Source organism: Protofrankia coriariae (assembly GCF_001017755.1).
GTDB lineage: Bacteria > Actinomycetota > Actinomycetes > Frankiales > Frankiaceae > Protofrankia > Protofrankia coriariae.
Genome location: NZ_JWIO01000007.1, coordinates 35,960 through 50,957, shown reverse-complemented (window position 1 = coordinate 50,957; position 14,998 = coordinate 35,960). Strand labels below are relative to the sequence as shown.

13 protein-coding genes are annotated in these 14,998 nt (G+C 68.3%); 10 read left to right on the top strand and 3 right to left on the bottom strand.

Annotated features, from left to right (window positions below; translation table 11 throughout):
- Positions 1-732: 732 nt before the first annotated feature.
- The 5 genes from FrCorBMG51_RS06700 (at position 733) to FrCorBMG51_RS06680 (ending at position 5,723) form a co-directional block, all read left to right on the top strand.
- Positions 733-2,457 carry an AMP-binding protein gene (locus tag FrCorBMG51_RS06700; RefSeq protein ID WP_047222231.1) on the top strand — a complete coding sequence of 575 codons (1,725 nt, stop codon included), beginning with the start codon at positions 733-735 and terminating at the stop codon, positions 2,455-2,457.
- A 182-nt stretch (positions 2,458-2,639) separates the two neighbouring features.
- Complete coding sequence (locus tag FrCorBMG51_RS06695; RefSeq protein ID WP_047222230.1) at positions 2,640-3,428, top strand: ferritin-like domain-containing protein; 789 nt, start codon at positions 2,640-2,642, stop codon at positions 3,426-3,428.
- 124 nt (positions 3,429-3,552) lie between these two features.
- Positions 3,553-3,813, top strand: coding sequence for an acyl carrier protein (locus tag FrCorBMG51_RS06690; protein WP_047222229.1), 261 nt, complete (start codon positions 3,553-3,555; stop codon positions 3,811-3,813).
- Positions 3,810-4,670, top strand: a complete 861-nt coding sequence (locus FrCorBMG51_RS06685; protein ID WP_047222228.1) for an SAM-dependent methyltransferase — start codon at positions 3,810-3,812, stop codon at positions 4,668-4,670. Before FrCorBMG51_RS06690 ends, FrCorBMG51_RS06685 begins: the two co-directional genes overlap by 4 nt.
- A 171-nt stretch (positions 4,671-4,841) precedes the next feature.
- Complete coding sequence (locus FrCorBMG51_RS06680; RefSeq protein ID WP_047222227.1) at positions 4,842-5,723, top strand: acyl-ACP desaturase; 882 nt, start codon at positions 4,842-4,844, stop codon at positions 5,721-5,723.
- Positions 5,724-5,780: 57 nt separating this feature from the next.
- Here the strand turns inward: FrCorBMG51_RS06680 and FrCorBMG51_RS06675 are convergent, their stop codons facing one another.
- On the bottom strand, positions 5,781-6,050 hold the full coding sequence (locus FrCorBMG51_RS06675) for a hypothetical protein (RefSeq protein ID WP_047222226.1): 270 nt from the start codon (positions 6,048-6,050) through the stop codon (positions 5,781-5,783).
- 500 nt (positions 6,051-6,550) lie between these two features.
- Between FrCorBMG51_RS06675 and FrCorBMG51_RS06670 the strand changes: the two genes are divergently transcribed.
- Entirely contained in the window at positions 6,551-6,997 is a 447-nt protein-coding gene (locus tag FrCorBMG51_RS06670) for a hypothetical protein (RefSeq protein WP_157180419.1), read from the top strand.
- 355 nt (positions 6,998-7,352) lie between these two features.
- Positions 7,353-7,883, top strand: coding sequence for a MarR family winged helix-turn-helix transcriptional regulator (locus tag FrCorBMG51_RS06665; RefSeq protein ID WP_157180418.1), 531 nt, complete (start codon positions 7,353-7,355; stop codon positions 7,881-7,883).
- Between the two features lie 38 nt (positions 7,884-7,921).
- Here FrCorBMG51_RS06665 and FrCorBMG51_RS06660 read toward each other — a convergent pair whose 3' ends face one another.
- Together FrCorBMG51_RS06660 and FrCorBMG51_RS06655 are read right to left on the bottom strand one after the other, a co-directional pair.
- Entirely contained in the window at positions 7,922-8,179 is a 258-nt protein-coding gene (locus FrCorBMG51_RS06660; protein ID WP_047222224.1) for a hypothetical protein, read from the bottom strand.
- Between the two features lie 505 nt (positions 8,180-8,684).
- Complete coding sequence (locus FrCorBMG51_RS06655; RefSeq protein WP_047222223.1) at positions 8,685-9,245, bottom strand: hypothetical protein; 561 nt, start codon at positions 9,243-9,245, stop codon at positions 8,685-8,687.
- Positions 9,246-9,737: 492 nt separating this feature from the next.
- Between FrCorBMG51_RS06655 and FrCorBMG51_RS27975 the strand changes: the two genes are divergently transcribed.
- The 3 genes from FrCorBMG51_RS27975 to FrCorBMG51_RS06645 all read left to right on the top strand — a co-directional run bounded on the left by FrCorBMG51_RS27975 (position 9,738) and on the right by FrCorBMG51_RS06645 (position 14,784).
- Complete coding sequence (locus FrCorBMG51_RS27975; protein WP_139342187.1) at positions 9,738-10,058, top strand: hypothetical protein; 321 nt, start codon at positions 9,738-9,740, stop codon at positions 10,056-10,058.
- Between the two features lie 98 nt (positions 10,059-10,156).
- Positions 10,157-12,427: an MMPL family transporter gene (locus FrCorBMG51_RS06650; protein ID WP_235433375.1), complete on the top strand. Its 2,271-nt coding sequence runs from the start codon at positions 10,157-10,159 to the stop codon at positions 12,425-12,427.
- Between the two features lie 299 nt (positions 12,428-12,726).
- Positions 12,727-14,784: a SpoIIE family protein phosphatase gene (locus tag FrCorBMG51_RS06645; RefSeq protein WP_052914427.1), complete on the top strand. Its 2,058-nt coding sequence runs from the start codon at positions 12,727-12,729 to the stop codon at positions 14,782-14,784.
- Positions 14,785-14,998: the final 214 nt, after the last annotated feature.

Below are 14,998 nucleotides of genomic sequence, written 5' to 3'. Positions count from 1 at the left end.
CCGCTGGGATGCCGTGCCCCGGCCCGGGGTGTGCGCCGGGTACGTCTGGCAGGCCCAGCGGCACCGTCGACACCCGTCCAGGAGCCGGCGCGACGCTCGTCAGCGGTCTGTGGCCTGGAACCCCCTCGGCGGGTATNCCCCCTCGGCGGGTATCACCCCCGCGGTGACGCAGGCCCGCAGCGCCGTGGAGTTCATGGCACCCGGCAGGGCGGAGCGAGGGCCGTTCTCAACGGTCCTCGGCATCCCAACGGTCCTTGGCGATGCTCTGGCCGCTGTCTTCGTAGCGGGTCAGAGTCTTCGTGGCGGGTCGGACCGGCAGCGGTTCGGCCACCGCCTGACCGGCGTCCGACACATTACGGCAGGATGTTCACCGGCCGCTTTCCCCAGCTTTCGTCCAGCCCGTCACGGCTCGGTGGTGAACGAGGCACGAAGCGACGACAAATGGTGTGGGAATCCTGCCCGCAAACCATCGGATCCGGCCTCGTCCGATAGCTTTCCCGAATGGATCTATACGATCGGAAAATAACCATTGACGGTCTTCGGCACGCCGCCGAACAATTTTGCCGATGACGGCGTTCACGGCACGGCGGGCACGATTCGCCCACTGGCCACCCAGTGCGCACGTCCCAACCGGCGGTCACCGGAGACGGCGACATGAAGAAACGGCGACGAGAAGAAGGCGACGGCGCGAAGAAGGCGACGGCCGGCTCTTCGTGGACAGAGGGAGGCCGCATGGTCACCGGCACGTTGCACGATGCGCTTGACCGGGTCGCCGCCCACGGCAGGGACACCCGGGTCGACTTCCCGTCTGAGCCGGCGTCGATCACCCTCGGTGAGCTCGCTGACTCCACCCGCGTGATGGCGCGCTCGCTGGCCGCGGCAGGCATCGGGCCTGGCAGCCGGGTCGGGATCTTCAGCCAGAACGCGCCTGAATTCCTCCAGGCGCTGTTCGCCATCACCAGGACCGGCGCGGCGGCCTGCCCGTTGCCGCTGCCCACGGCGGCCTGGGATCTGGCGGGGCACGCGCACCGGCTGGCGCGGATCGTGTCGGTCGCGGGCATCCGCGATGTGGTCGTCTCCTCCCGCTTCCGGGGGCTGGCCAGCCGTTTCGACGGCGCCGTGGGCAATGTGGCCTTCGTCTGCGCCGGCGATCTGTTGGCAGCCGCGCCTGCGTCCGGGCGGCTGCCCCTGGTCGACGCGGCCGAGATGGCCATCGTCCAGTTCACCTCGGGAAGCACCGCCGCTCCCAAGGGGGTCCGGCTTACCCACGCCAACACGCTCGCGGGCATCGAAGCGATCAGTGAAGGGATCGCCCTCGGCCGGGACGGCGACGGAGGCGGGAGCTGGCTGCCCCTCTTCCACGACATGGGCCTGTTCGCGACCCTGTCCGCGATCCTGCGCAACGTCCCCATGACGGTGTGGTCACCCGCGTCCTTCGTCAAGGACCCGGCGCGATGGCTGCGCCAGTTCCTGGCGTCCGGGGCGACGATCTCCCCCGCTCCCAACTTCGGCTACGACCAGTTGGTCGCGGCCATGCCCCCGCTGGAGGTGGCGGGGCTGGACATGCGGCACTGGCGGGTCGCCTTCAACGGCGCCGAGCCCGTCGCCCTGGCGTCGGTCGAACGGTTCCTGGAACACTTCGCGCCGGCCGGTTTCGCCCCTGAGGCGATGTTCCCGGTGTACGGGATGGCCGAGGCGACGCTGGCAGTCACCTTTCCTCCGCTGGGCCGGCCGCCGGTGTCGGTCTGGGTCGACCGGGACCTGCTGGCCAACGCCGGGCGCGTCTGGCAGGTGCCCCCCGGGCATCCACACGCGCGGGCCGTCGTCGCTGTGGGCCGGCCGGTACGCGGAGTCGACCTGCGGCTCTCCGGCCCCGATGCCGGCAGGCTGCCCGTCGACGACCAACAGGTCGGCGAGATCGAGATTTGCGGGGATCCGGTGACGTCCGGCTATCTGCTGGCGGAGGGGACCGACGACGACACCTTCACCGCGGACGGTTGGCTGCGCACCGGAGACCTGGGCTTCCGACTGGATGGCGACGTGTTCGTCACGGGACGAACAAAGGAAATGATCATCGTTCATGGGGCGAACTTCTACCCCGAGGACGTCGAAGGCATCGCCCGCGACATCCCTGGGGTCTTCAAGCGCCGCTGCGTGGCCGTTGCCGGCCGCACCCATGACAGTGATCGTGACGGCGGCCGAGACGGACGCGGCAAGGGTGCCGACGGAAGCGACGGCGACGGGGCGGAAGTGATCACTCTGCTCGCGGAGACGAGTCTCGACGACCCGGCCGCGCGTGACCGGCTCGCCGGTGACCTGCGCGCCCAGATCACCGGAACACTCGGCCTGTCCGACCTGGCGGTACACCTGGTGCCCCCGAGCACGCTCCCCCGCACATCCAGCGGCAAGTTCCAACGCCTGGCCATCCGCGAACAATCATGGAAGTCTCCGCTCTGACATCGCGGGCCCGCCGCCCAGTTCTCCAGCGCAACAGAGCCCGGTGTAGCAGAGCCCGATGTAGCAGCCCGATGTGCTCCGGCCACGAAGCCCGCACGCCCGTGACCCCCACGCGGGCAGCCCGGGACGGCCCGGCCCTGAAGCCCGCAGCAGCCCGCACGCGAAGTCCGCGAAGGAAGCCGATGCACAGTTACGATGTCTTCCGCCAGTATGAACGTCATCAGTGGCAACTCGCCGACCTGCCGTTCGACGAGATCGATCGTGACCTGGTCGACCCCGACTACGTCACGCTGGCGAAAAGCGCGGTGATGGGCGAGTCGAACTCGATAGCCGCCCAGCACGGCTTTTTCAACGAATTCGTCGATGACTACGACTTCTCCGCGTTCGTGGCGATCTGGGGTTTTCAGGAACTTCAGCACCACTACGCGTTCCGGGCCTGGCTGGAAGCTCTGGACGTCCACATCGACGCGGCTCCGGTCGAAGCGATGCGGGAACCGTACGCGCCCGGCACGACACCGGCCGCCACCCTCGCGACAAATATCATTTCGGAACTGACGGTGAACCACGTCTACCGGGCCGTCTCGGACTGGGTGGCCGAACCGGTGCTGCGGACAATCATGCGGGACGCCAGCCGGGACGAGGCAGCCCACGCCCGCGAGTTCATCTACTTCGCCCGCAGGCGGCTGGCCGCACATCCGCGGGAGCTGCCGTCGGTGCTCGAAACGCTCTATGTGTACACCTCCGACACACGGATCAGGCATCCGGTAAGCGTCTTCAAAAGCGAACTGCCGGAACTGCGCGAGTACGAAACGATAGACACCGGCTTCGAGTTCTTCCTGACCAAGGTCGGCGGTGCCGGCGAACTCGACCGCCTCCAGGTGAAGATCCGCCGGGCCTTCGGCGCCCTGACCGGTCTGGACCTCGCCAGCAACGCGCGTATCCGGCGCGCGCTGGCCGAAGCACTGGTATGACACCGGCCGTATCCGGTCCGGCCGGTCTGGCCAGCGGGACAGATCCGGCCAGAGATCGCGTGACCATCCTTTTCGCGCCGTCAGCAACCCTGTGCTGTGGGGCAAAATATGTTTTGGAGTAAAATTGTCCGTCACCCATGAACAGATCGTCGCTGTTGTCACCGACATCGTGACCGGCGAACTCGGCCTCGCCGCCGACAGCGTGGCCTCGGCCACCGACCTCCGCTCGATCGAGGGGGCTGACTCGGTCAAGGTACTCCGGATGATCTCCAGAATCGAGCGGCATTTCGACATCGAACTGGAGGACGAAGACGTCTTCGGTATCTCCTCCGTCCACGACATCGCGCTGGTGGTGGCGAAGGTCCTCACACCGGATCCGTCATGATGACGATCACAGGCCCGAGAACGGACACCGCCCTCGCCGACACCAACCAGCACTACGACCTCGACCCGGAGATCTTCGGACTCTTCCTCGACCCGTCGCGCAAGTACAGTTGCGGGCTGTACCGGTCCGAGACGGACACCCTGGCGGACGCTCAGATCAATAAGCTGCGCTTCGTCGCCGAGCGCCTGGGGCTGCGAGGCGGCGAGCGGCTGCTCGACGTGGGCTGCGGCTGGGGCTCCCTGCTGCTGTTCATGGCGCGGGAACACGCCTGCCGGGCAACCGGCATCAGCCCGGCGGCCCGCCAGCACGCCTACATCAGCGGCCGGGCCCGTGAACTCGGCGTGGCCGACCAGGTCAGCACCTGGCAGGGGCATTTCGAGGAGATCGACCTGCCTGCCGGCAGCTTCGACGCGGTGACCATGCTCGGATCCATCGTGCACATGCCCGATCTGACCGCCGTGTTCGCGAGGGCCCGGGCGCTGCTGCGTCGCGGTGGCACCCTTTACGTGTCGGAAAGCTGCTTTCGCAACGCGGCCGCGCACGGGGCGTTCCACCGTCGCGCCGGCACCCGGTTCGTCGGCGAAACAATCTTCGGCTGGGGAGACATGCGCCCGCTGTCCGACCTGGTCCGTGGCGCCGAGGACGCCGGATTCTCCATCGTCGGCCTGGACGACCTCACCGCGGACTACCGCCGCACGATCGACGACTGGCTGACGAACGTCCGCTCCGCCACCGACGACATCGAACGGATCCGACCGGGTCTTACCGGCGAACTCGAACGCTACCTGGAGATCGCCAACGCCGGGTGGGGTTACACCACCAAGCACTACGCCCTGACGTGCCGAAAGACACGATGACGGAATCCCGGGCGTGACAAAAATACGATCACAGCGCCTTTCGGCCTTTGTCAGGGGCACTCCGGCCTGCTGGACCAGGGCATATTCCCCGACCTGCGACACTGTCGCCGCTCCGGCCCGGTGGCCGTCTGTCGGGCCAGCAAGAATGTTGGAAAAGCGGTGGGAGGATCGATGACCGTCGTGGACGGAACCCCGGCGGCAGTGCCGTCCGAACAGGATGTGAGCCGGCTCCTGCCGGCCGCCGACATCGAGCATGCGGTCACCTCGTTCATGGCTGCCTCGCCATCGGCACGCCGCTTCGACGTGGAGGGCGACTTCGACTGGAGCAGTGCGGACTGCGGGAGACTGACCGAGGGGCAACGGTCCGCGGTCCGTTTCGTCACTCTGATCGAGGATCACCTTCCCGGCTACTTCGCTCTCTACAACCGGTTCTTCCCCCTCGACGAGGATGTCGACCCGGCGGACTTCGTCCGTAACCGGGAGCTGTACCACTTCACGGTCCGCTGGGCGCAGGAGGAGGACACTCATGCCCGCGCTCTCTTCCGCTATCAGGTGGCCTCCGGGCTCGCCGAACCCGAACGGTTGCGCCTCGAGCTCGCCGAGGAAGGCCGGCGGAGGTTCATCCTGCCCTTCGACAGTCCGGTCTCGCTGTTCACCTACACCCTCGTGCAGGAGAAAGCGACGCAGCTCTACTACCAGCAGCTCCGCGCCGTGATCGACGAGCCGGTTCTCGCGGAGATCCTGAACCGGCTCAGCCGGGACGAGGCCCGTCACTTCTCGTTCATGGCAGACATGGTGGAGCGATATCTGATCCGGTACGGCGACGCCGTCGTGGAACCGATTCGGGACGTGATAGCGAACTTCCGGATGCCGCTGGCGGACACCATCAAGGGATACTGGCGGTGGGCGCTGCGGATCGCGGACACCGCACGATACGACCATACCGACGCCTACGAACATCTGATCCGGGTCATCAGGCACGCCGTCGACGCACCATCAGACCGGGTGGAGGCGCTGACCCAGTTCATCTCCGCCTGCCGCACCCCGGTGTAAACCCGTTCCACACCACCGCGTGGGCGGACCACCGGCCCGATCGATTCAGCGGCCTTTTCACGCCACCCACCGGACCCTGCGGATCCGCGGCGGAAGATGGAAACGGACGGCACCGACAGCATAGTCGTCCCAGCCGCATTCCATGGCATACCCGTCGGCAGCGGCGGCGCTTTCAAACAGAATCACCACCTCCGTGACGGTCGATCGGTCGTCCCCACCGAAGAGAACCGCCGCGTACAGCGATGGTGGCGATTCCGCCGCGGGCCCGGACGACGGCCGCCGTGCCGGCTGCCGCGACAACTGCCGCGACAGCGGTACGGCCGTCATTTCGACTCCTTCCGGCCACGGTACGGCGTCCGCTGCATCCACGGCATCCACGGCATCCACTGTGCCCACAGCGTCCACGGGGCGGATACGCCTGCCCCGCCTCCGCGAGCATCCGGACCTGGAATCGTCACAGTTTGTCATCGCCAGCCCTTCAGATCGCTGCCTGAGATCACTTCCGGGGATCACTTCCTGTTCGAGGCGGCTGTCATGACGAGCGACGCACGGCTCGACGGCTTCGCTGGACAGCGTCACTGGCGACACCCGCTGGGGCAGGATTCGCCTGTCACGGAACAGTGAACATCAGCGCCGTGGCAGAATGCAGCGCCTGTGTCTGGTAGATCCCAAGTCGATCGTCGGGACGGAAACCGACACGAGAATGGCATCAAACTGGTAGCCGAGAGACCGACGTAGTCCCCCGAACACCTACCGCGCGGCGAACTGGTACAGAAAACTGGTAGCTACCAGACCGGCTACGCGGAAAGGAACGGCCAAATCACACGATGGAAACAGCAACAGCGCAACAAATTCACAACCAGCTCATCCGGATGCTCCGTCGCGGCGGCCGTCCCGCCGAGCTGATCACATACGCTCCGGAGTTCGTCGACCTGGTCTGGCCCGCCGAGGCGGGCATGCCCCGGCAGGCCATCCACGACCGGGCGCTGCGCGCGCACCGGATGCTCACCGCCGCCGTCGCCGCCATGGAACAGCCGCACAGCGAAGCAATCGGAATCATGCTGTGCCTGTGGCCGGGCACCCTCGGCCTGACCCTTGACCAGCGCCGAGAACGGGCCGCCCGCCTTTTCGGTATCCAGTCCGACACCTTCCGCCGCTCGGCCCATGAGGGGCGCCTCGTTCTCAACCTCTCCCTGGAGATCTACCAGCGGGTCCGGGACCGCCACGATCGGCGGCGGACCCTGCCCACCGCGGACCACGACGGCGCGCTGTGAACCGGCACAGCACGAACCCGGCACGGCATGAACCAGCAGCGACCGAGAAGGTTCCCCGGGCCGTTTCCCGGGCGCCCTGGCCTGGCTTCTGGAACAGCGGTGACCGGACCATGCGTAATCCAGTGAAGAGTAGCGACCACCTACGGATACCAGTGAATTCCGCTGGTTTACGGCGACCAGTAACCATGGAATCTCCCCTGGATACCGCTGTCGCCATATCGCCTGACCGACTGTCGTGACCCAGGGCATTATCGGCGCGAAAAATCCTGGATCCGGGAATGTCACGGCCGTCCCGCCGGGAAGGTGCGCTCGGCCCGCCGGCGGACCGGACCATCGTTACCATGGGGCAATGACCGTGCCCGTGCAGTCAACCAGCAGTCCGCCGTCCGTGGGACGCCGGCCGTCCCCGGCCGTCGACGGGGATTCAGGCCTACCCGAGAACGACAAAGGCAGCCGTATCGACCCGGCATTCGTGACCGCGCTGCGAACGTCGATAACCAGACTTGCGCGCGCACAGCGGGCCGAACGACAACGGGATCCGCAGGCACTTCCGGTCAGTCTGATATCGGCCCTGTCCACACTGCAACGGCTGGGCCCGCTGACTCCGACACAGCTCGCGCATCTGGAAGGCGTACGCAAACCATCGATGACCCGTGCGCTGGCGACTCTCGCCGAACGCGGCCTAGTGATCAGGGAACACGACGAGTACGACGGCCGGCAGTTCATCGTGCGGATCTCCGCCGAAGGCCTTGCCGCGGTCGCCCGCTCACGCGACATCGTCGACGGCTGGTATTTCCGGCGGCTGCGGCAGCTGGACCAGCAGGACCTGACAGACCTCATGCGCGCCGGCGGAGCACTCGTACGACTGGCCAACGAGACGGCCTGACCCGGCAACAGGTTCGAGCGGTGCCAGGCGGATTCGCCTCAGGATGGCTGGTCACGATTATCGGTGGACTGCCGGCGGGTGCTGACCGGCGCCGGCTCCACATCCCGCTCCGGGGGCGGGCGCAGCAGAACGAACGAAAACAGGTAGATTGCCAGATAGCTCAGGACCGCGGCGAACGCAAGCAGATCCAGCGATTCGGCAAAAGCAAGGACAACAAGCAACAGAATACCACTGCCCAGTCCGACGAGAAGACGCGGCGGCACATCGATGGCAAACCGGTCAGGACGTTCTGACATGTCTCACGTTGTTCCTGATAAAAGGCCGTCTCCGGGCATTCCACATGACTGGCCGGGGGCCGGACGGCTGCCGGGTCCGGAGAGCTCGTGAAGCTCCCCACCGGCAACTGTCCCGCCTGCCGCCGCAGGGCCGGCATCCCGGGACCACCGACATGTCGCGGACATTCCCGGCCGGCCCGCTCACGGAACTGCCGTCAACGTGCTCCAAGGAAGTCTGCGCCCCTTTGCCGGATGCGGCGGCGGATGCGGCAACCCGGCCGCGAGCCGGAGCATACCGTGCGCCGGCACCGGCGCGGAATATCCGGGCCGCCGGTCCGACCAGTCGGGGTATCGGCCTGACCCGACCATCGTCACAGCATCTATGTTCACGATTTTACTGCGCTGGAAAGTCTGCAGGATATCGAACGGGCCCGGTACCGGCGGAAACAGCCGGAACGGCCCCGGCCCCTGACCGTCAGAAATTATTCCTTGCTGTCAGAAATTGGTTCTGGACCGTCAGAACACGTCACCGGCTGGGCCGCGGAGGAACCGGCGTCGGCTCCGCGGACGACGGCACCGGCCCGGGCGCCGCGGTGGTGCTGGCCGGCTCGGGCGCGGTGGTCGCCGGGCCCGGCGTCGGCTGCCGCCTCGTAGGAGCGGGCGTCGGGGACGCCGAGGCGGGTCCCGGCACGTCCGGGCCACCGGTCGGACGGCCGCCAACGGCGGTGGCGCCCTGCTCCGCGCCCTGGCCCGCGGGCTGCTCACCGGGCGGCGCGCTCGAGCCCGGCGTGCTGGCGGCCAGCGAGGCCAGGGCGGCCGGGACGGCCGGCGCGGTATCCGGTGACACACCGGCGACCGGGACGACGCCCGCGCCAACGGGCGCTGTCGACACACTCGCTGTCGCACTTGGCGGTGATTCAGGAGCGGTATCGATGATGATGTCACCTGGATCGCCGTTTTGAGCACTTTTCGTGGTCAGATAGCTGGCCGTCCCGCCGAGAACAGCCCCGACGACGAGCATCAGCAGGAAGACCGTCGCAAGCTGCCGCCCGGATCCGCCAGCCGTGAGGGTGGACCGGGTCGTCATGGCCTCTCCTCGTATGGCCGGAGGCCGGGCCTCCCGAATCCCTGGGCGCGAAAGAAGCATGATCCGCTCACCGTCGGCTCTTTCGGTGGTTCGGCCACCAACCATACTGGGCGGCCACAAACACCCGTGGCCAGTGTCCGGTAGAACACACCGGCCCACCTTGCGGTGCGCTGGTTCCGGAGCCGGTACGAATCCCTGTTCACCGAACGGCCCATGGCCGGGCCCGGGCCGTGACACGGCCATGGACGAACCGGCCGGAAGCCCGTCAGCGGAATCCCCGGAACATCACCGGAGATAAATCACACAACTGATATAGACAGTTTGCCCGTATCTGGACGGGCGGCGACGTCCGGTACCGAAAAGCGGCTGGTGCCCGCCGGCGTGGGCGATGGCGACGAATCGACGGGGAGGTCCGCACCGATGCCACGCCGAGGTTTTGCCCTACCATCGGCACGAGCACTCAACAGAAACCAATCGTCGGGGAAAACTCTGGTGAACGAAGTCGCGATCGTCGAGCTTGCCTCCTCATCTCCGGAAGCGGCCGGCGGAGATCTTTTCCGGTGCCTGCCGCAGCAGCCAGGAGGGCAGTTCAGCGATACCGCGCAAAGCCGTTCGCGGCTCGGGAACCAACACCATCGGAATAGTCGGGAGAACCCGGGTGGCACCGATACCGGCCGGATTTCCGGCCCCGGTGACAGTGCGCCGGGCAGCGCGCTGGGCAGCATGACGGGCGGCGCGCTGGGTACTGTGGTCGCGGCCGGCTGGGCCGAGGACACGCTCCGCCCGGACCGGAAGGATGGTTCACCGCGATGAAGACGTCACCACCACACGGTGGCTCATCGCCGGAATCCCAGCTCCACGAGCCTCATGCCACCGGACGGCACCGGCCCCGGGTCCCCCTGCCGCGAGGCGTGGGGCGCGGCCCCGCCGTCCACCCACGGGTACGCCCGCGGATACGCAGCCGGCTGCTGCGCGCCATCGTCACCCGTCCCCGCACGATCCTGCTCGTCACGGTGGTGGTGACGATCCTCGCCGCCATCGTCGGCGTCGGGGCGGTCAGCCGGATGAAGACCGGCGGATTCGACGATCCTGGCTCGGACTCGGTCCGCGGCACGCAGGCCCTCCTGGACAGGTTCGGCTCGGCCGATCCGAACCTGGTCGTCCTGATCGGCTCCACCGCCGGCGTCGAGACGCCGGCGGTTCGGACGAAGGGACAGGACGTCACCGCCACGCTGCGGCGCGAGCCGGGCCTGCAGGTGGTGGCCTCCTACTGGGAGACGCCCGTGGCCGAGCTGCGCGGCCGCTCCGGCGACGTCGGCCTGATCGTCGCCCATGTCGACGGTGACCAGGACGAAAGCGCCGAGCACACCGGACGGCTGCACGACCTGCTCACCCGGGCGGAAGGCCCCACCGACGGCGTCACCGTCTCCCTCGGCGGGCTCACTCAGATCAACAACGACATCAACACGCAGGTCACCAAGGATCTGGCCAGGGCCGAATCCATCGCCATCCCGGTCACTCTCGCCCTGCTGCTGGTGGTCTTCGGCACCGTGGTCGCGGCGGGCATCCCGCTGATCATCGGTATTCTGTCGATCATCGGGACGCTCGGCGCGCTCGCAATCCTGGCCACCCTCACCGAGGTCTCGGTGTTCGCGGTCAACCTCACCACCGCGCTCGGGCTCGGGCTCGCCATCGACTACTGCCTGCTGTTCATCTCCCGTTACCGCGAGGAACGCAGACGCCACTACGGCACCGTCGCAGCCCTGGACGCGACCATGCGCAGCGCCGGCCGGACGATCGTGTTCAGCGCCGCCACCGTCGCCGCGGCCCTGTGCTGCCTGCTGGTCTTCCCACAGTACTTCCTGCGCTCGTTCGCCTTCGCCGGCGTCGCGGTCGTGGCGATCACCCTGGTTGGGGCGTTGATCATCCTGCCGGCCCTGCTGCTCCTGCTGCGGGGCCGGATCGAACGCTGGCCGCTGCCCTGGCGCCGCCGCTCGACTCGGACCAAGGGCCGGACCAGGAGTCGGGCCAGGAGCCAGACCAGCGGCCTCAGCGCGGTCGGCCGGGTCGCCGCCGTGGCCTGGCGGTACCCCGCCCGCACCGCCATCCCCACCCTCGCCGTCCTGCTCCTGCTCGGCGTCCCCTTCCTGCACGTCACCTTCGGCGTCCCTGACGACCGTGTCCTGCCCACCAGCGCCGAAAGCCGCCAGACCGCCGACCGGCTGCGCGCCGACTTCGCAGCCCCCGCCACCGGCGCCCTCGCCATCATCGCCACCACCTGGGGCACCGGCCCCGCCGCCGCCACCGACACCTCCACCTACGCCAGCCGGCTGTCCGCCATCCCGGGTGTCGACCGCGTCGACAGCGCCGCCGGCTCCTACACCGCCGGCCGCCTGAGTACCCCACCCACCCCGGCCACCGCCGCCCGCTTCGCCAACGGCGCCGCCACCTGGTTCTCCATCCTCAGCCGCACCGAGCCCTACTCCCCCGCCGGTGCCCACCTCGCCCACGCCGTGCGCGCCGCCCCCGTCCCCCAGCACCACCGGGTTCTCGTCACCGGCCAGGCGGCTCAGCTCCTCGACATCACCGGCTCCATCGGCCACCATCTCCCGCTGGCCCTCGCCCTCATCGCCATCATCACCTTCACCGTTCTGTTCCTGCTCACCGGCAGCGTCGTCCTGCCGCTCAAGGCCCTCGTGTTCAACCTGCTCAGCCTCAGCGCCGTCTTCGGCGCCATGGTCTGGATCTTCCAGGACGGCCATCTCGCCGGCCCGCTCGGCATCACCCCCGCACCTCTTCCGGTCGCCATCCCCGTCCTGCTGTTCTGCATCACCTACGGGCTGTCCATGGACTACGCCGTCTTCGTCCTCGCCCGTATCCGCGAACAGCACGACAGCGGCACCACGCTGCGGCAGGCCGTCATCACCGGTCTGTCCCGCAGCGGACGGATCATCAGCGCCGCCGCGCTCATCCTCGCCGTGTCCTTCTTCTCGACCCTGGTCTCCGGGGTGTCGTTCATCAAACTCTTCGGCCTCGGCACCGGGCTCGCCATCCTCCTCGACGCCCTGATCGTCCGCCCCGTCCTCGTCCCGGCGTTCATGCGCCTGGCCGGCGACTGGAACTGGTGGGCGCCCCGCCCCCTGCGCGCCCTGCACAACCGCATCGGCATCCGCGAACAGTGACCCGCTGGTGATCCACACTCGGTGGGACGCCACGCGGCAGTGAGCACGCCCACACGGCTGTGATCGCTGTTGGCGGTAATCCGGCGGGATAATGGACTGTTCTGTCCTATCGGGTAACGAGGCACGATGCCTCGTGGTTGACTTGTCGAGCCGGGCCGATGCCTACCCGTGAGACCCCGCGGACCAGTCGCGATCCACCAGCTCCCCCCCACCTGAGCTGTCGCCGTCGGTCATCAGGGTGTGCCCCGGGCCGGCGACGCCGGCAGGCGGGAACGCCGACAGTCAGTGGGGAGCGTGACGTGGGATCGGGTGGTGACGACAGACCCCGGCTTCACCGACATGCGAACGACCTGCCGGCGCCGCCCGGCTCCGACGGCGGCGGGCCGGCACGCGTGCTGCTCGCGCTGGACACGGCGGGCGTGGGCATCTGGGAGTGGGACGTCGCCACCAACCGGCTGCGCTGGGATCAGCGCACCGCCGACCTGCACGGTGTCGAGCTGGGTTCCTTCGCCGGGACGGCCGAGGCCTTCTTCTCCTGTGTGCACCCGAGCGACCTGCCGTTCCTGCGGGCGCGGATGGACACGGTGCTGGCGACCGGCGAGTCCTTTCTCGAGGAGTTCCGGGTGGTGCGCCCGGACGGTTCACCTGTCTGGCTCCAGGTCCGCGGCGGGATAGTCGGCGACGACGCCGGCCGGGTGGTGCGCGTGGCCGGGATCTGTACCGACACCACCGGGCTGCGCGCCGGCCGCGAGCAGGCTGGACGCGCTCTGCAGCAGGTCAGTGACGGCGTGGTGGTATTCGACAACGACAGCCGGTTCGTGTTCGTCAACACGGTCATGAGCCGACTGCTCGGTTGTGACACCTGTGAGCTGGTGGGCGAACAGTTTCTGGATCTTGAACCGTCGCTCATGGGGCCGGCGTTCGAAAAGCTGTACCTGCAGGCGCTGGACACCCAGCTGCCGGTGGAGTCCGAGGCCGACTACGCGGCCTTCGGCGGGCATTTCGAGGTCCGGCTGTTCCCCTCCCCGGAGGGGATAACCGCGTATTTCCGCAACGTCGACGAGCGCCGCCGCGCGGAGGCACACCGCGCGGCACTGATCACGTCGTTGTCGTCGGCGCTCGGCCGCGCCCGCCAGCTGTTCGACGTGACCGCCGCGCTCGGCCAGGCCCTGACCGTCCCGGATGTCGCGGACGTGATCGTCCGATCGGCCTGGGACGACCTCGGCGCGGACTGCGCCATCATCATGCTGGTCGGCGACGAGGGACGGGTACGGGTGGTCACCCCGACCGTCCAGTCCGAACGGATCAGCCGGCTCCTGGAGCTGATCTCCGCACGGGGAACCGCGGCCACCCCGGACGTCCTGCGCACGGCCCGGGCCCGCTTCGACTCCCGGGCGGAGCACCTGGCCGACTATCCGCACGCCATGTCCCTGCTCGAAGCGGCCGCCGTCGCGTGGATAGCCCACATCCCACTGATCGTCTCCGGGCAGCCGATCGGAGTGATCGTGCTGCTGTGGGAGAGCGATCGGGTCTTCGACGCCGACGAGCGGGCCTTCCTGACCACCCTCGCCGGGCACTGCGCGCACGCCCTCGAACGGGTACGCCTGTACGAGAAACAACTGTCGGTGTCAGAAGCGCTCCAACGGGCGATTCTTCCCCAGCGCCTACCGGAGCTGGCCGGTGTGGAACTGACCGCCCGGTACCTGCCCGCCGGCCGGGACGTCGACGTCGGCGGTGACTGGTACGACGCGCTGGTACTCCCGACCGGCGAGCTCACCCTGATCGTGGGAGACGTCGGCGGCCACGGCCTGCGGGCGGCCACGGTCATGGCCGAACTGCGGCACGCGGCGCGCGCCTACGCGCTGCTCAGCCATCCTCCCGCCATGATCACCAGCCAGCTGTCGTCCAACCTCGCAGCCAGCGAATCGGCGGTCTACGCCACCGCGGTGGTCGCCTGCCTCGACATGGCCGAGAAAACGCTGACCTGGTCGTGCGCGGGCCACCCGCCGCCGCTGCTCCTCGACGGTGACTGCCCGGCCTTCCTGGAGGTTGTCCACGGCCCGATCCTCGGCGCCGTGGACAACCTCGCCTACCGGCAGGACACCGTCACGCTGCCGACCCGAGCCCGCCTGCTGCTCTACAGCGACGGCCTGGTGGAGCGCCGGGACGCCTCCATCACCGACCGGCTCGCCGTCCTGGCAACGGTCGCGGCACAGTCCGACACACTCAGCCTGGACGCTCTCTGCGACCGGCTGCTGACAGAAGTCGCCGGCCCCAGCGGCCGGGAAGACGATCTGTGCCTGCTCGCTGCCGACATTCACGGCCCTGGCAGCCATACCCGGACGCCGACCGGCTGACACCCCGCCTCCGGTCAACCGCCGCCCAACTCCCGCTCGACCGGCTGATGCCCCACCGCCCGGTCAGCCGCGCACCACGCCCCGGGAGGGCGCAGCGGCGGACGGCCGTGCCGTCAGCATGCGACAGGCCATGATGGACACGTGCCGCGCCGTCGACCAGTGCCGTATCGATGCGATGTGTTACATCGATGCGGCAGGTCTCATCGGCATGACG

Coding starts and splice junctions, on each gene's coding strand:
- FrCorBMG51_RS06700 (WP_047222231.1), top strand. CDS start 733: ATGGTCACCGGCACGTTGCACGATGCGCTTGACCGGGTCGCCGCCCAC.
- FrCorBMG51_RS06695 (WP_047222230.1), top strand. CDS start 2,640: ATGCACAGTTACGATGTCTTCCGCCAGTATGAACGTCATCAGTGGCAA.
- FrCorBMG51_RS06685 (WP_047222228.1), top strand. CDS start 3,810: ATGATGACGATCACAGGCCCGAGAACGGACACCGCCCTCGCCGACACC.
- FrCorBMG51_RS06680 (WP_047222227.1), top strand. CDS start 4,842: ATGACCGTCGTGGACGGAACCCCGGCGGCAGTGCCGTCCGAACAGGAT.
- FrCorBMG51_RS06675 (WP_047222226.1), bottom strand. CDS start 6,050: ATGACGGCCGTACCGCTGTCGCGGCAGTTGTCGCGGCAGCCGGCACGG.
- FrCorBMG51_RS06670 (WP_157180419.1), top strand. CDS start 6,551: ATGGAAACAGCAACAGCGCAACAAATTCACAACCAGCTCATCCGGATG.
- FrCorBMG51_RS06660 (WP_047222224.1), bottom strand. CDS start 8,179: ATGTCAGAACGTCCTGACCGGTTTGCCATCGATGTGCCGCCGCGTCTT.
- FrCorBMG51_RS06655 (WP_047222223.1), bottom strand. CDS start 9,245: ATGACGACCCGGTCCACCCTCACGGCTGGCGGATCCGGGCGGCAGCTT.